The 21,169-nt window shown below is 58.5% G+C and carries 14 protein-coding genes; 7 read left to right on the top strand and 7 right to left on the bottom strand.

Annotated elements, in window-relative coordinates:
• Positions 1 to 111: 111 nt before the first annotated feature.
• Entirely contained in the window at positions 112 to 3,567 is a 3,456-nt protein-coding gene (locus tag ACR0AZ_RS20190; protein WP_480668134.1) for an autotransporter domain-containing protein, read from the top strand.
• Between the two features lie 419 nt (positions 3,568 to 3,986).
• On the opposite strand, the gene ACR0AZ_RS20185 is transcribed toward ACR0AZ_RS20190, so the two are convergent.
• Complete coding sequence (locus ACR0AZ_RS20185; RefSeq protein WP_480668133.1) at positions 3,987 to 6,269, bottom strand: adenosylcobalamin-dependent ribonucleoside-diphosphate reductase; 2,283 nt, start codon at positions 6,267 to 6,269, stop codon at positions 3,987 to 3,989.
• A 133-nt stretch (positions 6,270 to 6,402) separates the two neighbouring features.
• On the opposite strand from ACR0AZ_RS20185, the gene ACR0AZ_RS20180 reads away from it, so the two are divergent.
• On the top strand, positions 6,403 to 6,834 hold the full coding sequence (locus ACR0AZ_RS20180; RefSeq protein WP_480668132.1) for a DUF1489 family protein: 432 nt from the start codon (positions 6,403 to 6,405) through the stop codon (positions 6,832 to 6,834).
• On the opposite strand, the gene hisG is transcribed toward ACR0AZ_RS20180, so the two are convergent.
• From hisG to hisS, 3 genes are read right to left on the bottom strand one after another with little or no spacing between them, the layout of a single operon-like run.
• Positions 6,831 to 7,520, bottom strand: coding sequence for an ATP phosphoribosyltransferase (gene hisG / locus ACR0AZ_RS20175; RefSeq protein WP_480468845.1), 690 nt, complete (start codon positions 7,518 to 7,520; stop codon positions 6,831 to 6,833). The genes ACR0AZ_RS20180 and hisG overlap by 4 nt on opposite strands.
• The gene (locus ACR0AZ_RS20170; RefSeq protein WP_480468844.1) at positions 7,517 to 8,605 is read right to left on the bottom strand and encodes an ATP phosphoribosyltransferase regulatory subunit; all 1,089 of its coding nucleotides are present in this window, start codon (positions 8,603 to 8,605) and stop codon (positions 7,517 to 7,519) included. The genes hisG and ACR0AZ_RS20170 overlap by 4 nt, the downstream gene beginning before the upstream one ends.
• A gap of 3 nt (positions 8,606 to 8,608) precedes the next feature.
• Positions 8,609 to 10,096, bottom strand: coding sequence for a histidine--tRNA ligase (gene hisS / locus ACR0AZ_RS20165; protein WP_480468843.1), 1,488 nt, complete (start codon positions 10,094 to 10,096; stop codon positions 8,609 to 8,611).
• Between the two features lie 125 nt (positions 10,097 to 10,221).
• On the opposite strand from hisS, the gene ACR0AZ_RS20160 reads away from it, so the two are divergent.
• Entirely contained in the window at positions 10,222 to 10,416 is a 195-nt protein-coding gene (locus ACR0AZ_RS20160; protein WP_480468842.1) for a SlyX family protein, read from the top strand.
• A 4-nt stretch (positions 10,417 to 10,420) separates the two neighbouring features.
• Here the strand turns inward: ACR0AZ_RS20160 and ACR0AZ_RS20155 are convergent, their stop codons facing one another.
• From ACR0AZ_RS20155 to dnaE, 3 genes are all read right to left on the bottom strand, one after another.
• A complete protein-coding gene (locus ACR0AZ_RS20155; RefSeq protein WP_480468841.1) occupies positions 10,421 to 10,783 on the bottom strand; it encodes a hypothetical protein in 363 nt (120 codons plus the stop codon).
• Between the two features lie 11 nt (positions 10,784 to 10,794).
• A complete protein-coding gene (locus ACR0AZ_RS20150) occupies positions 10,795 to 11,028 on the bottom strand; it encodes a YMGG-like glycine zipper-containing protein (RefSeq protein ID WP_480468840.1) in 234 nt (77 codons plus the stop codon).
• Positions 11,029 to 11,090: 62 nt separating this feature from the next.
• Positions 11,091 to 14,591: a DNA polymerase III subunit alpha gene (gene dnaE / locus ACR0AZ_RS20145; RefSeq protein WP_480468839.1), complete on the bottom strand. Its 3,501-nt coding sequence runs from the start codon at positions 14,589 to 14,591 to the stop codon at positions 11,091 to 11,093.
• 342 nt (positions 14,592 to 14,933) lie between these two features.
• Here dnaE and xdhA point away from each other — a divergent pair, with 342 nt between their 5' ends.
• Genes xdhA through ACR0AZ_RS20125 form a run of 4 tightly spaced genes read left to right on the top strand, consistent with a single transcriptional unit; the run spans position 14,934 to position 21,143 of the window.
• A complete protein-coding gene (xdhA, locus tag ACR0AZ_RS20140) occupies positions 14,934 to 16,295 on the top strand; it encodes a xanthine dehydrogenase small subunit (RefSeq protein ID WP_480468838.1) in 1,362 nt (453 codons plus the stop codon).
• The gene (xdhB, locus tag ACR0AZ_RS20135) at positions 16,292 to 18,694 is read left to right on the top strand and encodes a xanthine dehydrogenase molybdopterin binding subunit (protein ID WP_480668131.1); all 2,403 of its coding nucleotides are present in this window, start codon (positions 16,292 to 16,294) and stop codon (positions 18,692 to 18,694) included. Before xdhA ends, xdhB begins: the two co-directional genes overlap by 4 nt.
• Positions 18,694 to 19,629 (top strand): xanthine dehydrogenase accessory protein XdhC, encoded by a 936-nt coding sequence (xdhC, locus tag ACR0AZ_RS20130; RefSeq protein ID WP_480668130.1) that lies wholly within the window; start codon positions 18,694 to 18,696, stop codon positions 19,627 to 19,629. Before xdhB ends, xdhC begins: the two co-directional genes overlap by 1 nt.
• Positions 19,626 to 21,143: an ABC transporter ATP-binding protein gene (locus ACR0AZ_RS20125; RefSeq protein ID WP_480668129.1), complete on the top strand. Its 1,518-nt coding sequence runs from the start codon at positions 19,626 to 19,628 to the stop codon at positions 21,141 to 21,143. Before xdhC ends, ACR0AZ_RS20125 begins: the two co-directional genes overlap by 4 nt.
• The last annotated feature ends 26 nt before the right edge of the window (positions 21,144 to 21,169 follow it).

The following is a 21,169-nucleotide window of genomic DNA, read 5'->3' as shown; positions in this document are numbered from 1 at the left end:
GCACTTTCTAAAGTACAAACGAACAAATACCATCAAGGAAAATCCGCTGCATATCGCGCTTTCGCCGCTCCAGTTACAGCCGGTGCGATAGGTCTTGGCGCATCGATTGGAGTGGCAACTCCTTTGGTTGCGCAAACGGTTGTTCCTCCGCCAAATGGTCCTTGTACTGTTGCGGGTGTCCTCGCCACCTGTACGGGAGATGTTTCAACGGGTGTTCAGGCAAACGGGCCAACGCTCGAAACGCTCAATATCAATAACGTGACAGCTCCGGGAATTGCACCAGGCGGTGGTACAGACGGCGTGGCTTTCAGCACACCAACAGGTAACGCAACCCTTAACGTCCAGACGAATGGAACCGGAGGCATTGTCACGACGGGGAACGGCGCCGATGGGCTTGTTGTGGATGCAGACGGCGACGGGGATGTTTCGATCACATCGACGGGCGACATTGCAACCGACGGACGTCGATCCTTTGGAATTCGATCCGACCTTGAGGGTGACGGTGCAATTTCGGTTAACTCGACGGGCAATATAACGACATCCGGACGCAGCAGAAGCGCCGGTATCGGCGCTACTCAACAAGGTGGTGATGGCGATGTGTCAGTGGTTTCAGCGGGTCGTATAAGCACATCGGGCAGCCGTTCAGACGGAATTTACGCCAATCAGGACGGTGGAGACGGCGTGGTATCGGTCAGCTCAGCGGGCGACATCAGCACAGCTGGAAATCGATCAACAGGCATCACCGCGCTTCAGAGTGGCGGCGAAGGGGATGTCTCGGTGGTCTCGGATGGCAATATCTCGACGGCCGGAAACAACTCTGGCGGTGTACTTGGACAGCAAAGCGATGACGATGGCGATATCGCGATCCAATCGACCGGAAATATTACTACAGAAGGAAACAACGCGAACGCCATCTTGGCGCGTCAAAATGGCGGCGATGGGGATATCACGGTTGAATCCGAGGGCAACCTCTCGACTACCGGAAACAACGCTCGTGGGATCTTTGCCCGGCAAGACGACGGTGACGGCGATATCACGATCCGCTCGACCGGAAATATCACGACAGAAGGCAACAACGCTGATGGCATATTTGCCCGCCAAAGGGGCGGAGACGGAGATATCAGCGTCACTTCGTCGGGCAATATTTCGTCCGCAAGGGACAGCATCCGCGCGCTTGTGACCAATGATGGCGACATTAACATTACAAACCGGGGCGATGTCAGCGGTGAAGCAGCGGGCGATGGTATCAACGCAATAGTGAATGGCGCGGGTGATGTCGTCATCGACAGCATCGGGGATATTACTGGCAGAGAATACGGGATCTACGGCGCGGCCAATGGAACAGGCAACGTAACCATCAATTCCAATGGCAACATTTCTGCTGACGAAGAACATGCGATCTTTGCTGACGCGGAGGACGGGAATGTGACCGTCAATGTGACGGGCGACGTCCAATCGCGCGACAGCGATGCGATTGATGTGGAAACCGGCAGCCCCGGAGGCGTGATTGACGTCACTGTGGTGGGCAATATCACTGGCGGTGCAATCGGAATTGACGCTGATGCCGAGGATTCCGGTGATATCACCATTCAGGTCACAGGTGATATCCGCGCCGGTTCGGATGACGGCATCGAAGCCGAAGTTGACGGTGATGGCGACATCTCGATCACGATGAACGGTGATATCGAAGCAAGCGAGCACGGGATCCGCAGCTTTGTTGCTGGTGACGGAAACATCTCGGTTGAAGCGTCGGGTGACATAGCGGCTGAAAGCATTGATGGCATCAACGCTGAAATAGACGGAAACGGTGATATAACCATTACGGCAACCGGTACCATTAATGCCGAAGTTGACGGAATCTTCACCCATGTGACAGAGAATGGCAACATAAGCCTAACAAACGCTGCATCCATAACCGCAAGAAACGACGAGGGAATTGACGCCGAAATCTTCGGAGATGGCGATGTCTTCATTAGAAACTCGGGGCGGATAACCTCTCGCGAAGACGATGCGATCGAAGTGGATGTCGAGGGAAGCGGCGACGTCAGCATTGTGAACTCTGCCCGGCTTACCGCCGATTCCGACGCGATCGATATCGAACTAAACGGTGACGGCGATGCTCGTGTAACCAACAGCGGAGCGTTGCGTTCGCTGGACAATAACGGGATAGAAGTGGACGTGGACGGAGCCGGTTCGATCACCATTGTGAACACCGGAAGTATTGATGCGTTCGAATACGGTATCGAGATCGAAGATCGTGATAACAATGCCGCCGCAACCATCACAAACTCGGCCCGTATCACCAGTCGCGAAGGCTTTTCCATCGTATATGGCGGCGACGGGAACGACACGTTGAATCTCGAGCCCGGCTCGATTCTGAACGGTTCGGTCGATTTCGGCAATGGCAACGATGGCATGGGGGGCACGAACCCGAATGACATCGACACGTTGAACTTTGCGCACGGGATGAATGCGGTTGTCAATTTTGCTGATGCATCGGGTGACGACAATGACCTCGCGTCCGCCCCTGAAGTCGTCAATTTTGGAGGGGCCGGCGTTTTGGCCAACAACGGCCTCACGGCGGTATCGGTAGATACGACAGGATTTGCGGCCCAAGGTACCTTCATCAGCGATCTGACAGACGCAGTATTCAACACGATTGAAACCGCCAGCCCCTATGCGTCCGGGTCATCGGACGGTCAGGTCAGCAGAAACCTGGGTCCTTTCGGGTATGTCGAACAGGATAACGGTCCATATGTCTGGGCTACGGCCTTTGGCGGAGATCGCGATGTTGAAGAAGACGGTTCAAATCTAGGGTTCAGCCATCGTATGTACGGTTTCGTAGTTGGAGCCGAAACGAATGAACTCATCGATAATAGCGATTTTGGTGTTCTTGTCGGATATGACAACAGCCATATCTCGCTCGATCAAGACGCAGGCGATACCGATATCAGGTCATATTTTGGGGGCGTTTACCTCGAAAGGGACTACGGACGATACAGCATCAACGCGGCGCTTCTTGCTGGCGTAACCGACAATGAAGCGACCCGAAACGTTGATGGCGGCGAATCGAAAGGCGATTTTGACGGCACGTTCGTTTCGCCATCGCTCTCGATCTCGGCACCCATCAACGCCATGCCAATTCCTGCCTTCTTCAGTGCACGCGCAAGCTATGTCTTCCTGAAACTTGATGAGTATACCGAAACAGGAACCGCGTATCCGCTGACGGTCGAGGATCGGAACGTTTCGATCTTCAACACGAGGGTGCAAATGAACTTGCCCCGCCTCTACGAGGCCGCAAATGGATCGAGCACCTACGTGAACTGGGCCGTTGGAGTAGATGCATCTTTCGATGCAGGATCCGACGATGTGGACGCAATCGTGGCAGCGACACCCTTTTCTTTCGTAGCTTCCACAGAAGATGCAGCTGCAGGGTTTCTTGGCTTTACGCTTGAACATACATCTGCAGATGGAAACCGATCGATAGGCTTCAGCGGCGAGTTTCAATCAACCTTTGGTGGTGGATCCAGCGTTGTCGGAGAACTCACAGCTTCCATAAGGTTCTGAAACAACGAATGGCCGTATTGCTTAATCAAATGTTGGTTCTTAACAGCCTCTTCAAACTGACTGCCTGAACATGGGAGCGCCTGTTTAGTTTCGTCACGCATGTCCAAGCCATCTCCGCTTACGAAATCACAAGGATTCTTTGTATCTTAGAATCCAGCCGTAGACGTCGCCCGCGAAGGTCGGCTTTCGCATGCGCTACCGGATAGGTTTGCAACTGCAGCGACGTCCACTTTCCACCCGTATCAACGCCTGATAATGTCTTCAGCCCAGCGAAATCTCAATCGTTTGTCCCTGTCAGACTTGCGAACGGCCCCGGAAGAAATCCGAGGCCGTTTTCTCATATCACCAGCCTAAAATGACCTATTGAAACGTTTAGGTCATGTCACGTGAAACGCCACACAAACTTCAATCTAGATCTGCTAACCACATTTCGAATGACCGCAGCTGCGGCACGTCATGCATCCTTCGATCATCACCATGTCAAACTGGCCGCAGGACGGGCAAGCTTTGCCGCGTGGGGCATCCATGTTGACCACTTGCGCCTGAGGATCGGATTTCAGGCCCATCCCTTCGCCTTCAAGGAATCCAATATTGACCATGTGCTGTTCAATCACTCCACCAATCGCAGCCAGAATCGAGGGGATATACTTACCTTTGACCCAAGCCCCGCCGCGTGGATCAAACACCGCCTTCAACTCTTCAACGACGAAGGACACATCGCCTCCGCGCCGGAACACCGCCGAGATCATCCGGGTCAGGGCCAACGTCCAGGCATAGTGCTCCATGTTTTTGGAGTTAATGAACACTTCAAACGGTCGGCGGCGACCGCCATGAACGATGTCGTTGATCGTCAGATAGATTGCGTGCTCGCTGTCAGGCCATTTCAACTTGTAAGTTGAGCCCTCCAGCGATTGCGGGCGGTCTAACGGTTCGGACATGTAGACTACCTCGCCACCGTCGACCTGATGCGGCGCATCGGCGCTTTCGCCCGGGGCCTTGTCAGCGCTTTCGGATACGGTCAGAACTGAGCCCGTAACATCATTCGGACGATAGGTGGTGCACCCCTTGCAGCCCTGATCCCAGGCCTGCATGTAGACATCCTTGAAGGCATCAAAGCTGATATCTTCGGGGCAGTTGATGGTCTTCGAAATCGAGCTGTCGATCCATTTCTGCGCTGCCGCCTGCATCTTGACGTGGTCAGACGGGGGCAGCGTCTGCGCATTCACGAAATATTCTGGCAGCTCGGTGTCGCCAAACTTATCACGCCACATCTGCACGGCGTAGTCCACAACCTCTTCCTCGGTGCGCGAACCATCCTTTTGCAGCACCTTTCGCGTATAGGCATAGGCAAAGACAGGCTCGATACCCGAGGATACATTGCCTGCATAAAGTGAAATCGTCCCCGTTGGCGCAATAGAAGTCAGCAGGGCATTGCGGATGCCATGCTCGCGGATGGCATCACGCACATCCTCATCCATCTGCTGCATAGTACCACTGGCAAGGTATTTCTCGGCGTCAAACAACGGGAACGCGCCTTTTTCCTTCGCCAAATCGACCGACGCCAGATACGCGGCGCGGGCGATCGCGTGCAACCAGCGCTCGGTCTGACGCGCCGCCTTGTCCGAGCCATAACGCAGGCCCATCATCAACAGCGCATCGGCCAGACCCGTCACGCCCAACCCGATGCGACGCTTGTCCTGCGCTTCGGCCTCTTGTTCGGCCAGCGGGAATTTCGACGCGTCAACCACATTGTCCATCATGCGGACAGCGGTGGCGACCAGCTCCTTCAGCGCATCCTCATCCAGATGGGCGGCCTCCTCGAAAGGTTCCGCAACCAGTCGTGCCAGGTTGATCGAGCCAAGCAGACAGGCACCATAAGGCGGCAAGGGTTGCTCGCCGCACGGATTGGTCGCAGCAATGGTCTCGACGTAGCTGAGGTTGTTGGCCTGATTTATCCGGTCGATGAAGATCACACCGGGTTCGGCGTAATCATAGGTCGCCTGCATGATCTTGTTCCACAGATCACGGGCCTGAACAGTGTGATAGATCTTGCCGTCGAACACCAGCTCCCACGGGCCATCAACCTTGACTGCCTCCATGAAGGGATCGGTCACCAGAACCGACATGTTGAACATGCGCAGACGGGCAGGGTCGGACTTGGCAGTGATGAACTGTTCGATATCCGGGTGATCGCAGCGCATGGTTGCCATCATCGCGCCCCGGCGCGAGCCTGCTGACATGATCGTCCGGCACATCGCATCCCACACATCCATGAAACTCAGAGGTCCCGAGGCATCCGCTGCAACCCCTTTCACGTCCGCGCCACGCGGACGTATGGTTGAGAAATCGTAACCGATCCCCCCGCCCTGCTGCATGGTCAGCGCGGCTTCCTTCAGCATATCGAAGATACCGCCCATGCTGTCGGGGATCGTGCCCATGACGAAGCAGTTGAACAGGGTCACCTGCCGCGCGGTGCCTGCGCCTGCGGTGATGCGGCCAGCGGGGAGGTATTTGAAATCCTCCAGCGCCTCAATGAACTTTTCTTCCCAATGCACCGGGTCTTTCTCGACCTTCGCCAGATCGCGGGCGATGCGCCGCCAGCTGTCCTCGACCGTCTGATCGATGGGCGTGCCATCCGCCTGTTTGAAGCGGTATTTCATGTCCCAGATCTGCTCGGCGATGGGGGCGGCAAAGCGGCTCATTGGTGATTCCTAGTTCCTGTGAGGCATACAAGATAGACCAATTTCATTACCTAGCGCTACCATAACTTGATGAGTCAGGACGTTCGCCCTACCATACCAGTCAGATTCATCTGGGTACTTGCGTGGATAAACTGTGGATAAGTACATCAACCTCGTCAAACTTTCGGTCGGCTCGGAAAGTGTCGACACGCTGATGGCGTGGCAAGACAGCCGAAAGCCTCTCTATGAAGACGGCTGCCCGCGCCACGTCACCCGCATGTGGCCCAAGCGCGAGGCTGAGATTCTAAATGGCGGTTCAATCTATTGGGTGATCAAGGGCGTCGTGCAGTGCCGCCAGCGCATCCTGCGGCTGGATGAGGTGCGCGGCGAGGACGGCATCCGTCGTTGCGCCATTGTACTGGACCCCGAGGTGCACCGCACGCAAAATGCCCTGAAACGTCCTTTCCAAGGCTGGCGCTATCTGAAACCGGAGGATACGCCTGCCGACCTGCCGGAAACTCGCGAGCAGGACGACGCCCTGCCCGACGAAATGAACCGCGCACTGGCGGATATCGGCGTACTTTAGCGCAGACGATCCAGCAGGTCGTTCAGTATTGCTTTTTCGTCCGCGTCGCATTTCGCAACCCGGCTGCGCCACAAGGTCGCCTGTGACTGCAGGATCAACCCGTCCGACAGGATTTTCAGGTGGTTCGCGCGCAGCGTCTCGCCGGTCGAGGTGATGTCCGCAATCGCCTCGGCGGTTTCGTTGACCACAGTGCCCTCTGTCGCGCCCTGGCTATCGACCAGCGTGTAATCTGCGACGCCTGCGTCGGTCAGGAATTCCCGAACCAAGCGATGATACTTCGTGGCGATGCGCAGCCGGTGACCATGGGCTTTACGGAAACCCGCCGCTGCCGCGTCCAGATCATCCAGAGTATCAACGTCGACCCAGCAGGCAGGCGCCGCAATGATCAGATCCGCCTTGCCAAAGCCCAGCGGCGCGACCTCTTCGACCTGCTGTTCCCAGCGCGGCAGCTTCTCTTGCACCAGATCGACGCCGGTGACGCCCAGATGAATGCGCCCGGCGGCCAGTTCACGGGGGATTTCTCCGGCGGAGAGCAGGATCAGCGAGACACCGTCGATCCCCTCGACCTTACCCGCATATTCGCGATCCGATCCGCTGCGCGACAGGGTGATGCCGCGCTTTTCGAACCATGCGAAGGTTTTATCCATCAACCGGCCCTTCGAAGGCACGCCCAGTTTCAGGCTCATTGCGCGCCCTCCTCGACTTCCAGCATCAGATCGGGGCGGATCACACCGCCGATGGCAGGGATCTCCGAGCCGTCACCCAACTGCCGGGTCAGCGCGTCATAGCGCCCGCCAGTTGCGACCGGCGGCAGATCAGGGCGGCCTTCGGCGTAGAAGCCAAAGACAAAACCGTCGTAATACTCCATCGATGTCCGGCCGTAGGATGCCTCAAAATCTAGCCGATCAACATTCACACCCCGCGCCTGCAGGGCAGCGATCCGGGCCTCGAGCCGATCCAGAGCGGGTGTAATCTGAGGCAGGTCGACCGCTACGTCGCGCAACTGTTCCAGCGCGAATGGCATGGTCTCGCGCACGTTCAGCAGCGTTTCCAGCCCGGCCAGTTCATTGTCCGAGATCGGCGGCGCGGCTCGGTCTTCGCGCAAAGCTTCGATCCGTTCAAGTATCTCCGGAGCGCGGCGCTTGCCGATCATGGGCGTATCCATCACCAATGGGTCGGCAGCGTCCAGCAGCGCATCCCGGCCCTCGGGCCCTGATTTGCGTCCGGCGTATCTGTCCAACAAAACGCGGAACCGGCGTGGCCGCCAGAGGTGCCGCATAAGCGCGGCTTTGCGACGGTCGGTTGTTTTCAGCCCGGCAACGGCAGCGGTCAGAATGCCGATATCGCCGGTCGCTGCCCGCAGCGGCAACCCACGCAGCTGCAGGGCAAACAACGAGAACACTTCGGCATCGGCCCCGGCGGGATCTTCGCGGTCAAAGACTTCGTAACCGACCTGAATATACTCGTTGGCCCGGTCCGGGTCGTGCTCCTGACGGCGAAACACTTCGCCGGAATAAGTATAACGCGCGGGCTCAGCTCCTTCGGACATGTGCATCTGGACCACCGGCAGAGTGAAATCCGGGCGCAGCATCTGCTCACCCCGCAGCGCGTCCGAGGTCACGTAGGCACGCGCGCGGATATCTTCCCCGTAAAGATCCAACAGCGTCCCGGCCGGTTGCAGCAGGGGCGTGTCCACCACCTGCGCGCCCGCCGCCTCGAACCGGACACGCATCATGGAGGCGCGGGCCTGTATCTGGGAACGGTTCGCCATGGGTTAGTCCTGACTGTCCAGAATTTCACGCACTTTGGCGACCAGATCGCCACGTGGCACTTCGAACTGGCTGGGGCGTTCTTTCCATTCCTCCAGCGTGGCGCTCTCGGCGATCTTGGCCCCAAGGATCAGGTCCTTGATCTGCACAATACCATTCGCCTTCTCATCGCCGCCTTCGATCACCGCAACCGGAGAGTTCCGTTTATCCGCATATTTCAGCTGATTGCCGAAGTTCTTGGGGTTGCCCAGATAGACCTCGGCCCGAATACCGGCATTGCGCAACTCGGCCACCATCGCCTGATAGTCGGCCATGCGGTCGCGGTCCATCACTGTGACAACCACGGGGCCTGTCGCCTGCGCGGTGATCCGGCCCTTCTCGCGCAGAGCGGCCAGCAGGCGGTCCACGCCAATCGAGATACCAGTTGCAGGCACTTCCTGCCCGGTGAAGCGTTTGACCAGATCGTCATAACGCCCGCCGCCTGACACCGATCCAAACTGCCGCTTGCGGCCTTTCTCATCGAATATCTCAAAGGTCAGTTCGGCCTCATAAACCGGCCCGGTATAGTAGCCGAGGCCACGTACGACCGAAGGATCAATCTCGATCCGATCCGCGCCATATCCGCCCGCATCCAGCAGAGCACCAATTTGTTCCAGCTCGGCAATACCATCCGCGCCGATCTTGCTGTCGCCTACGGCAACGCGCAGATTGGCCAGCGTCCCGGCAGTATCTGCAGCTTTGGAGGTCAGGAAGGCGATCACAGGCTCGGCCTGATCGTCGCTAAGGCCCACGCCGTCGATAAACGCGCCAGACGCATCCAGTCGGCCCTTGGTCAGCAGCTCGCGGACACCGGCCTCGCCCACCTTGTCGAACTTGTCGATGGTGCGCAGGACATTGTCACGGGCGGCGGCGTCTTCACCCAGTCCCATCGCCTCAAGCACGCCATTCAGAACCTTGCGGTTGTTCACGCGCACCAGATAGTCGCCGCGTGGAATGCCCACAGTCTCCAAGGTGTCCGAAAGCATGGCACAGATCTCGGCATCCGCAGCCATCGAGGCCGTGCCGACCGTATCCGCATCGCACTGATAAAACTGGCGATACCGCCCCGGCCCCGGCTTTTCGTTGCGCCAAACCGGACCCATCGCATAGCGACGATAGGGCGTCGGCAGATCGTTTCGGTGCTGCGCATAGACGCGGGCCAGAGGCGCGGTCAGATCATAGCGCAGGGCCATCCAGTCGCCGTTGCCGCCTTCGTCAAACTCCTGCCACGCAAACACACCTTCGTTCGGGCGGTCCACGTCGGGCAGGAACTTGCCCAGCGCCTCAACCGTCTCGACCGCGCTGCTCTCCAAAGCGTCGAACCCATAGCGATGATAGACGCCCGCAATCGTCCGCAGCATCTCGGTGCGCTGCGAGACTTCCTGGCCGAAATAGTCGCGGAACCCTTTTGGCGTGACGGCCTTGGGGCGGGGCTGTTTCTTGGGCTTGGCCATATGGGGCGTCCTTGGGGCTTAGTGTTCCGCGCGCGGTCTATCCCATGGCCTGCATCGGGGCAAGGCGGGGTTTCACTGGCCACGGCGTCACAGGGTCGCTATGAGACGCGTGTAAGGAGAACTCTATGCAGCATCTGGAAGAACAGATCGCCCATCTGACTCGCACCGTGGACGAGTTGAACGCGGTTGTGACCAAACAACAGAGCGAAATCGACCGCCTCACCCGCCGGATCGAGATGCTGCTACAGCGCGAGGCCGAACGGGCACAGGAAGGATCAGGCGGGGTCGTGTTCGGCGACGAACGCCCACCGCATTACTAAGCGGTCATAACCCCAGCGTAGATTTCACCGCGTTATCGACCACTCCTCCCAACAGGGCATCTTTGTCCGCTGCGCAACCCTCGGACAATGCAGCGATGAAGGTTTCGCGCAGTTGGGCTTTTTCTTCGTCGGTCGTCGCATGATCTTCGATATTGATCTGGCGATTGTAGAGCGACAGGGCCGTCATCTTTTCAACAACGGCCACAACAAAGGCTTCGTCACCATCCGCTTCTTCAGCAATCGAGGCGCATGTGTAGTGCATCACAGGCAACGCATCCTGCACCATCTGATCTGCAGCCTCGTCAGCTATCGACCAACCCGGCAGTAACACGCAAATCCCTGCAAAAACACTTCTGAATGAGGTCATACGCATGGCAGTCATTTCCAGTTATGTCCGATAATCGCCCCGGCTACACCACCGATCGCCGCGCCCTTGCCGTCACCGATCAGCGCACCAACACCGGCACCAATCAGCGCGCCTTCGATAGTCTTTTTCTTCTTTTTATCATCCGCAAATGCCGCGGTCGCCACGGTAAGCGAGATTGCACCCGCCAAAACCATCGCTCTGGAGCCAATACCTGAAAATGCCAAACCAATGCCCTCCTGTTTCACGCGTAAAGAGTGTGCAAAGGCAGCCTATCTGCGCGAAAACGCTGTGGCAATAAAACCGGCTTCTAAATCTCTTCGACCGACATGACACCGTCCAGCGATTTGATCGCCCCTTTGATCTGCGGGTTGATGGGGAAATCCTGGCCCAGGTCCATTTCGACATCCCCCGGCAGGGCGGGGTCCAGCAGACACAGCTGGATCGGCCCCTTACTGGCACCCTTGGCCGCAGTGCTCGCATCTTCCAGCACCTTTGCCACGGTCGGCAAGACCTCTGGCTGATCCAGATAGATACGCAAACCTGTTGCTCCGGCCTCGGCCACGACCGCATCGACCGGGCCGACAGATCGGCCCAGAAGCTTGAGCTGATCGGCCTCCATGGTTGCTTCGGCGGTCAGAACCACCTGCGCGCCGGTCTCCAGAAACTCGCGCGATTTCTCAAGCGTCTCCGAGAACAGCGTGACCTCGTAAGCTCCTGTCGGATCGGAGAGCTGCGCAAAAGCAAAGCGGTTGCCGCGGGCCGATTTCCTCTCTTGCCGTCCGGCGACGACGCCTGCCATTTTGGCAATCAATGGGCCTGAGCGGGCCTTTTCGATCACCTCATCCAGCGTCAGTACCTGTTTGCGCTTGAGCGCTGGCATGTAGTCGTCGAGCGGGTGGCCGGACAGGTAGAACCCGATCGCTTTGAACTCTTCGCTCAGACGTTCAGCTGGCAGCCAGTCGGGGCTGGGCGAAAGGCGCGGCTCGGGCAGGTCGTCCCCTGCTTCGCCAAACAGCGAGACCTGGTTGGAGTTTCTCTGCTCGTGGATCGCACTCGAATAGCTCACAAGCGCATCGAGGCTTTCGAACACGCGACGTCGATTGCCGTCCAGTTGATCGAACGCTCCGGCACGCGCCATCATCTCAAGCGGACGTTTGCCAACCTTCTTCAGGTCAACCCGGCGGGCAAAGTCGAACAGGTTGACAAAGGGCTTATCGTCTCGCCCCGCAACCACGAGATTCATCGCTTCAACACCTACGTTCTTGAGCGCGCCCAGCGCGTAGACAAGTTCTCCATCCACCACGTCGAACGTTGCAAGCGAACGGTTTACGCAGGGCGGCACATAAGGCAGGTCCAATCCTTTGCGGACCTCCTCAAAGTACACCGCCAACTTGTCGGTCAGATGAATATCGCAGTTCATGACACCCGCCATGAACTCGACCGGATGGTTCGCCTTCAGCCAACCGGTCTGATAACTGACCACCGCGTAAGCAGCGGCGTGAGATTTGTTGAAACCGTAGTTGGCGAACTTGTCCAGCAGGTTCCAGACCTCGGTCGCCTTGGCCTCGTCCACATTGTTCTCAGCAGCGCCCTTGAGGAATTTGGGCCGTTCAGCATCCATCGCCTCCTGGATTTTCTTACCCATCGCGCGGCGCAACAGGTCCGCGCCGCCGAGGCTGTAGCCCGCCATTTCCTGGGCGATCTGCATCACCTGTTCCTGATAAACGATAATGCCTTGGGTTTCGTCCAGAATATGGTCGATGGAGGGATGTAATGTGTCCCGCTGGCTCAGCTTGTTCTTAACCTCGCAGAACTTGGGGATGTTCTCCATAGGGCCGGGACGGTAGAGCGCGACCAGCGCGATGATATCTTCGATGCAGTCGGGCTTCATACGCTTGAGCGCATCCATCATGCCCGAGCTTTCCACCTGGAACACCGCAACCGTTTTGGCCGCTGAATAGAGCCTGTACGTCGCTTCATCATCCAGCGGGATGGCGTTGATCTGGTTCACAGCTCCGTCAGCGGGTTCGTAGAGTTCCGTGCCATCGGGCGCTATGTGAAGGTCACGCCCGGATTTGAAGATCAGATCCATTGCGTTCTGGATCACAGTCAGCGTTTTCAGGCCAAGAAAGTCGAACTTGACCAGCCCGGCCTGCTCCACCCATTTCATGTTGAACTGTGTCGCGGGCATGTCGGACCGAGGGTCCTGATAGAGCGGCACCAGCGCATCCAGAGGGCGATCTCCGATCACAACCCCCGCCGCGTGGGTCGAAGCGTTCCGCAATAGGCCTTCGACTTGTTGGCCATAGGTAAGCAGACGCTCCACCACCTCTTCGTTTCGCGCCTCTTCCCGCAGACGCGGCTCGTCTTTTAGCGCCTTTTCGATGGAAACCGGTTTGACGCCCTCTACCGGGATCATCTTGGACAGGCGATCCACCTGCCCGTATGGCATCTGCAAGACTCGCCCGATATCGCGGACTGCAGCCTTCGACAGCAACGCACCAAAGGTGATGATCTGCCCCACCTTGTCGCGCCCGTATTTCTGCTGAACATAACGGATCACCTCTTCGCGGCGATCCATGCAGAAATCGATATCGAAGTCGGGCATCGAGACCCGTTCGGGATTCAGGAACCGCTCGAACAGCAGGCTGTAACGCAACGGGTCAAGGTCGGTGATTGTCAACGCGTAAGCCACCAGAGATCCGGCACCTGAGCCCCGCCCCGGCCCCACTGGAATGTCATGATCCTTTGCCCATTGGATAAAGTCCGCAACGATCAGGAAATACCCGGGAAAGCCCATACCTTCGATGATGCCGAGTTCGAAATCCAGCCGTTCCTGATATTCTTCGGGCGTTACCGCATGCGGAACAACGGCCAGACGTTTCTGCAAACCCTCATTGGCGATGCGGCGCAGTTCTGCCACCTCATCATCCGCGAATTTCGGTAGGATCGGATCGCGGCGATAGGCCATGAAGGCGCAGCGTCTGGCGATCTCGACCGTGTTCTCAATCGCTTCGGGCAGGTCGGCGAACAGTGTCACCATCTCTTGCTGCGACTTAAAATAATGCTGCGCGGTCAGGCGGCGGCGGCCTTCCTGCTGGTCGACATAGGCCCCCTCGGCGATACAGATCAGCGCGTCATGCGCCTCATACATATTCGAGGTCGGGAAATAGACATCGTTGGTGGCGACCAGCGGAAGGTTCTTGGTATAGGCCATCTCGACATGGCCACGCTCGGACAGACGCTCGGCCTCGGGCTGACCGTCCTCCCCGGGGTGCCGCTGTAGTTCGATATACAGGCGGTCCGGGAACATCTCTGCCAGCCGATCCACCAATGCCTCTGCTGCCGGGCGTTGCCCTTGCTGCAACAGCATCCCCACCGGCCCGTCGGGGCCACCGGTCAGACAGATCAGACCGTCTGATCGCTCCGCCAGCTCATCCAAAGTGACCTGCGGCAACTGACCACCCTTGTCTACATAGAGACAGGAGCTCAGCTTCATCAGGTTCTCATATCCCACCTCTGACTGTGCCAGCAGAACCAATGGCGCAGGAGGTTTGGTCTTTTCACCCGGCTGCACCCGAACGTATGTGAGATCAATCTGGCACCCCATGATGGGCTGGATGCCAGCCCCGCTTGCGGTTACCGAGAACTCGAGGGCTGAGAACATCGAATTGGTGTCTGTCACCGCAACGGCGGGCATGTCCATCTGCTCGCACAAGCCCGGCAACTTCTTCAGTCGCACGGCGCCTTCCAGCAGTGAATATTCGGTGTGAACGCGGAGGTGAATGAATCGAGGGGTACTGCTCATGACCCCTACGCTATCCCAGCCAGCGGCGCTGCAAAAGCGGGAACCGACGCTTTTGAATGCTTAAAAAATCGACGTTGATTATTTGGCTTTTCTAGAAGGTGCTTCGGGATTGATCTGGGGCCGAGTTCAAAAAGCGCTTTATTTACAAGCGACTGACTTTTAAACAAACGCGATATTTATAAGCCGCGCGGGTCCAATGGTGTATCATATAGGCAGTTTTTCTTGCCAGATAAGGTGCGCTGTTTCTAACATCTGATGGCAAGCTAACGCCCGCCACTCTTTCTACGTCGCATCGAAGGAGGGCCAAACGGGCGCAACCGGGTAACGCGACGGGTTTCTCGAATGAATATCACGTTTCTTCTGAACGGAGAGACAGTGGAGTTGACCGACGTTGATCCGACGGCTACCCTACTGGACTGGCTGCGCGAGGATCGCAGCCTGACCGGCACCAAGGAAGGCTGCAACGAGGGCGATTGCGGTGCTTGCACCGTCATGGTGACGGATGACGGTGGCCACAAGGCGTTGAACTCCTGCATCCTGTTCCTGCCTCAGCTACATGGCAAAGCCGTGCGCACCGTCGAAGGCGCAAGCGGCCCGAATGGCGAGACGCACCCGGTGCAACAGGCGATGGTAGACCTGCATGGCTCGCAATGCGGCTTCTGCACCCCCGGTTTTGTCATGTCGATGGTTGCCGGTCACGCGACTGGCGCGACGGATCATGACACTCAGCTTGCCGGAAACCTGTGTCGCTGCACCGGCTATGCGCCCATTATCCGAGCAGCGAAAGCCGCCGAGGAGCAACCTGTACCGGTTTGGGTCAAAGACAAACCCGTCGCAAGCCCTGCCGCGTCGCCGATGCTGCCGGGATCGTCCGACGAGCTTGCGGCTGTCTATGCCGAAAACCCCGATGCCACTCTGGTGGCCGGAGCGACCGATGTGGGTCTGTGGGTCACCAAGCAGTTGCGTGATCTGGACCCAGTGATCTTCCTCAATCGCTGCGAAGATCTGAAAGAGATCACCATCACCGACAAAGAAATCCGTTTCGGCGCCATGGTCGATATGAACCGTATAGGAGAGGCGCTTGCTGACCTGCACCCCTCTTATGCCGAAATGATCCGCCGCTACGCCAGCGTTCAGGTGCGCCACGCCGCGACCGTCGGTGGCAACATCGCCAATGGCTCGCCCATCGGGGACAACCCGCCTGCGCTTATTGCTTTGGGCGCAACTTTACACCTTCGCAAAGGCGAAGCCCGCCGGTCCCTTCCTTTGGAAGAGTTCTTTATCGACTACGGCAAGCAAGATCGCGCACCCGGTGAGTTTGTCGAAGCCGTCAGCTTCCCGCGTCAGACAGATCGCCTGAAAGCCTACAAACTCAGCAAACGGTTCGATCAGGACATTTCAGCTGTGTGCGGGTGTTTCAATATCACCGTTACGGACGGAGCAGTCACCGAAGCGCGCATCGCGTTTGGTGGCATGGCTGGTACTCCGAAACGGGCATCCCATGTCGAGGCCGCACTGATCGGCAAACCCTGGTCGCGCGAGACGATTGGCGCCGCGCTTCCTGCCTTTGCCGACGATTACTCACCACTCACGGACATGCGCGCCTCGGCCACCTATCGTCTGGAAACCGCCAAAGCGATGCTCGAGAGGTATTACTTCGAAGATCAGGGCGAGGTGACCAACGTATTGGAGGTGTCGGCATGAGCGTGACCAAACCCCTCCCCCACGATGCGGCCCCTTTGCATGTGTCCGGCTCGGCCCGTTATGTGGACGATATACCGACGCCAAAGAGTTCTCTGCATCTGGCCTTTGGGCTGAGCCCGATCGCCAAGGGCAAGATCACATCGATCGACCTGTCAGCTGTGAAAGCTGCCGAAGGCGTTGTCATGGTGATGACTGCTGAGGATTTGCCCTTCGCAAACGATGTCTCTCCGTCGATCCATGATGAGCCTCTGCTGTCAGACGGCACCATTCACTATATCGGCCAGCCTGTATTTCTGGTTGTCGCAACCAGCCATCTGGCCGCTCGCAAAGCCGCACGGCTTGGGAAGATCGACTACGCGGAAGAAACCCCGATCCTGACAGTCGAAGAGGCTCTAGCCGCTGACAGCCGGTTCGAAGGTGGCCCGCGCATTTACGCCAAGGGTGATGCAGATGCGGCTATCTCTGGCGCGACCCTCGTGATCGAAGGGTCTTTCGAACTTGGCGGACAAGAGCACTTCTACCTCGAAGGTCAAGCTGCATTGGCCGTGCCGAATGAAGGCGCGGACATGTTGGTGCACAGTTCGACCCAACACCCGACCGAGATTCAGCACAAAGTAGCCGACGCTTTGGGTGTTCCCATGCACGCGGTCCGGGTTGAAACCCGCCGGATGGGCGGAGGCTTTGGCGGCAAGGAAAGCCAAGGCAATGCTCTGGCAGTGGCTTGTGCTGTTGCAGCGCGTGCAACCGGCAAAGCCTGCAAGATGCGCTATGACCGCGATGACGACATGATCATCACCGGCAAGCGCCACGCATTCCGCATTTCCTACAAGGCCGGGTTCGATGCGAACGGGCACATTCAGGGCGTCTCGTTCCTACACCACGCAATCTGCGGCTGGGCACAGGACCTATCTCTGCCCGTCGCGGACCGAGCGATGCTGCATTCAGACAATGCCTATCTGCTGCCAAATGCCCGGATCGAGAGCCACCGGCTGAAGACGAACACCCAATCCGCCACCGCCTATCGCGGGTTCGGAGGCCCTCAGGGCATGGTCGGCATCGAACGCGTTATGGATCATGCGGCGTATGAGTTGGGGCTGGACCCAGTCGAACTACGCCGTCGCAACTATTATGAACCAGCGCACAAGGTTGCTGAGGCTGCGCCGGCAGAGAAACCACTGGGTCACCCCGACCCGCATGAAGACCTGACAAGCCGGGGCGCAGTTGAGATGGGGGACACCCCTGTGCGCCCCCTGCCCGCAGGCGGCAACACCACGCCCTACGGGATGGAGGTCAGCGATTTCGAACTGCACGGCATGACCGAAGCTCTGCTGAAATCCAGCGACTATGCCGCGCGCAAGGCAGCGATAGAAAAATGGAATGCCGAGAACAGCGTGATCAAGAAGGGCATCGCCTTCTCTCCGGTCAAATTCGGGATTTCCTTCACGCTGACTCATCTGAATCAGGCGGGCGCACTGGTGCATGTCTATCAGGACGGCTCGGTCCACCTGAACCATGGCGGCACCGAGATGGGGCAGGGTCTGTTCCAGAAGGTCGCTCAAGTCGCAGCATCCCGCTTTGGCATTCCGCTGGAGATGGTCAAGATTACTGCCACAGATACCGCCAAGGTGCCGAACACCTCGGCCACAGCAGCGTCTTCGGGCAGTGACCTGAACGGTATGGCAGTGAAAGCCGCCTGCGACACGATCCGCGGCCGGATGGCTGACTATCTGGCCGAGCGGCACCAAGCCGATCCGTCAACTGTTACCTTCTCGGACGGCCACGTTTCGGTCGGCGAAGAACGCTATACCTTCGCCGAAGCTGCTGCGTTGGCCTATCAGGGTCGTATCAGCCTGTCGGCAACCGGGTTCTACAAAACACCCAAAATCGAATGGGACCGGATCGCCGGGCGCGGTCGTCCGTTCTTTTACTTTGCCTACGGAGCCTCAATCACCGAGGTCGCCGTCGACACACTGACCGGCGAGAACCGCATCCTGCGCACCGATATTCTGCATGATGCCGGTGCCTCGCTGAACCCAGCGCTGGATATCGGACAGGTTGAGGGCGGTTATGTGCAAGGTGCCGGCTGGCTGACGACCGAGGAACTGGTCTGGGACGGCAAGGGCAATCTGCGCACGCACGCGCCCTCGACCTACAAAATCCCGGCCTGCTCGGACCGACCTGACATCTTCAACGTCGCACTTTGGGACGGCGAGAACCGCGAGGACACGATCTATCGTTCCAAAGCCGTCGGAGAGCCGCCGTTCATGCTGGGCATATCGGCGTGGCTGGCCTTGTCGAATGCGGTTACAGCCTGCGGCGAGAGCTACTCGGCGCTGAATGCTCCTGCCACGGCCGAGGAAGTCTGGCACGGCGTCCAAAGGATGAAGGGAGGCATCTGATGGGATTTGATCGAGAGGCTTTGAGGGAGGCGGTCAAAACCCACGGGAAAGTCACCCGGGTGGTCATTGCTGCGATCAAGGGGTCATCCCCGCGCGAAGTCGGCGCTGCAATGCTGGTTTGGGAACACGGGCAAAGCGGCACAATTGGTGGTGGGGCACTGGAATTTCAGGCGGCAGAGATCGCGCGGAAACAAACAGCCCAATCCCGCCTGACCCACCACGCGCTCGGCCCCGATATGGGTCAATGCTGCGGCGGTGCAGTTTCACTTTTTAGCGAAGTCTTTGATCTAAAGGCGGTTGAAGCGCTCGACGACACGATCATAGTGCGGTCTGCCTCGGAAGGCGAAATGCCTCTGTCCGTGAAAAGGTTGCTGGCAACTGCGCGCGGTCAGGGGATTGCCCCCGAACCGCAACTGATCGACGGCTGGATGGTTGAGCCGTTGCACAAGCCGACCTGGAACCTATGGATATGGGGCGCAGGCCATGTCGGACGGGCACTGGTGGATGTTCTGTCCCCCTTGCCCGGCATTGCGATCACCTGGGTCGACACCGGACCCGAGCGCTTCCCGGCCTCGGTCCCAGCTGGTGTCACTACAGTTCCAGCCGCCAAACCGACCGAGCTGGTTCGCCATGCACCACCCAATGCCGAGCACCTTGTGCTTACTTATTCACACAATCTGGATCTGGAATTGTGCAACCGGCTGCTTTTGCACGATTTCCGCTTTGCGGGGCTGATCGGCTCGGCTACGAAATGGGCGCGATTCCGGTCGCGGTTGGCAGCCCTTGGGCATTCGCCCGAGCGGATCAGCCGGATCACTTGTCCAATCGGCGATCCCGGCTTGGGCAAACACCCGCAAATGATCGCCGTCGGCGTTGCCGCGCAACTGTTGCGTCCGGCCCGACAAACCGAGTTGAAGAAGGACCTGAGCGCGTGACCACTCCACTTTTGAGCTTGCAAGGGCTGACCAAGGCCTATCCCGGCGTCGTGGCCAATGATCAGGTGTCGTTTGACATCGGCGAAGGCGAGGTTCACGCCTTGCTGGGAGAAAACGGCGCGGGCAAATCCACGCTTGTGAAGATGATCTACGGATTGGTGAAACCCGACAGCGGTACGATGCTGCTGCGCGGCCAACCTTTTGCGCCGCCAGAACCGCGCGCGGCGCGCGGCGATGGGATCGCGATGGTGTTCCAGCACTTCTCGCTGTTTGACGCACTGAACGTGGCCGAGAACATCGCGCTGGGGATGGAGAACCCGCCCCCGATGGGTGATCTGGCCTCGCGAATCCGAGAAGTATCCGAGACCTACGGCTTGCCTCTCGACCCCTACCGAACCGTTGGAGACCTGTCCGCCGGCGAGCGTCAGCGGGTCGAGATCATCCGCTGCCTGCTCCAAGATCCGAAGCTGCTGATCATGGACGAGCCAACCTCGGTTCTAACTCCGCAAGAGGTTGATATCCTTTTTGAGACGCTGAACAAATTGCGGTCCGAGGGCACCTCGATCCTCTATATCTCGCACAAGTTGGAAGAGATCCGCACTCTGTGTGATCACGCCACGATCCTGCGTCTGGGCAAGAACGTGGGCGAGTGTGTCCCGGCTGAGACCTCGGCGCGTGACATGGCCGAGATGATGGTGGGCTCGACCCTGCAGACACCGGAGCGATCGGGGCGTGAGTTCGGGGATGTTGCGCTGGATGTCAGTGGGTTGTCGGTGCCGTCGCCATCAGAGTTCGGTACGGCGCTGAAGAATATCCACATGACCGTCCGCAAGGGCGAGGTTCTGGGCATTGGTGGCGTCGCTGGGAACGGCCAGGACGAACTGCTGGGTGTGCTGTCAGGTGAAATTCAGACGGCCGCCGACGCGATCAAATTCAACGGCCAGCGTATTGGTAAACTCGGCCCGACTGCCAGGCGGAAACTAGGCGTGCTGACCGCGCCCGAAGAACGGCTGGGTCACGCGGCGGCGCCGGATATGAGCCTGATCGAAAACGCCCTGCTGACCGGTTCGGTCCGCGAAGGGCTTGAGAGTAACGGCTTCCTTAAATGGACCGAAACAAAGAGCTTTGCTGAGAAGATCATCAGCGCTTTTGACGTCCGGACGCCGGGCCCTGAGAACGCGGCGCGCTCGCTGTCGGGAGGGAACCTGCAGAAGTTCGTGATCGGTCGCGAAGTGTTGCAGAACCCGGATGTTCTGGTGGTGAACCAGCCGACATGGGGCGTGGATGCGGCGGCGGCGGCCTCGATCCGGCAGGCCATTCTGGATCTGGCGGCCAAGGGAACTGCGGTCATCTGCATCTCGCAAGACCTCGATGAACTGATGGAAATCTCCGACAGCTTTGCCGCACTGAACGAAGGACGACTAAGCGCCCCGCGCGAAACCACGGGCCTGACCGTTGACGAGATCGGGCTGATGATGGGCGGTGCGCATGGCATGGAGGTGGCCCATGTCTAAACAGTTAAAAGAAAAGAGAAACACGG

The organism is Ruegeria sp. BE3 (assembly GCF_056538865.1).
Note: the sequence above shows the minus strand (reverse complement) of the source record. Positions and strands in the feature narration are given on the sequence as shown.

What these genes read in the sequence shown, in the direction of transcription:
- ACR0AZ_RS20185 (WP_480668133.1), bottom strand. Translation starts at nt 6,269, where the DNA reads ATGAGCCGCTTTGCCGCCCCCATCGCCGAGCAGATCTGGGACATGAAA.
- hisG (WP_480468845.1), bottom strand. Translation starts at nt 7,520, where the DNA reads ATGAGCCTGAAACTGGGCGTGCCTTCGAAGGGCCGGTTGATGGATAAA.
- ACR0AZ_RS20170 (WP_480468844.1), bottom strand. Translation starts at nt 8,605, where the DNA reads ATGGCGAACCGTTCCCAGATACAGGCCCGCGCCTCCATGATGCGTGTC.
- hisS (WP_480468843.1), bottom strand. Translation starts at nt 10,096, where the DNA reads ATGGCCAAGCCCAAGAAACAGCCCCGCCCCAAGGCCGTCACGCCAAAA.
- ACR0AZ_RS20160 (WP_480468842.1), top strand. Translation starts at nt 10,222, where the DNA reads ATGCAGCATCTGGAAGAACAGATCGCCCATCTGACTCGCACCGTGGAC.
- ACR0AZ_RS20155 (WP_480468841.1), bottom strand. Translation starts at nt 10,783, where the DNA reads ATGACCTCATTCAGAAGTGTTTTTGCAGGGATTTGCGTGTTACTGCCG.
- dnaE (WP_480468839.1), bottom strand. Translation starts at nt 14,591, where the DNA reads ATGAGCAGTACCCCTCGATTCATTCACCTCCGCGTTCACACCGAATAT.
- xdhA (WP_480468838.1), top strand. Translation starts at nt 14,934, where the DNA reads ATGAATATCACGTTTCTTCTGAACGGAGAGACAGTGGAGTTGACCGAC.
- xdhB (WP_480668131.1), top strand. Translation starts at nt 16,292, where the DNA reads ATGAGCGTGACCAAACCCCTCCCCCACGATGCGGCCCCTTTGCATGTG.
- xdhC (WP_480668130.1), top strand. Translation starts at nt 18,694, where the DNA reads ATGGGATTTGATCGAGAGGCTTTGAGGGAGGCGGTCAAAACCCACGGG.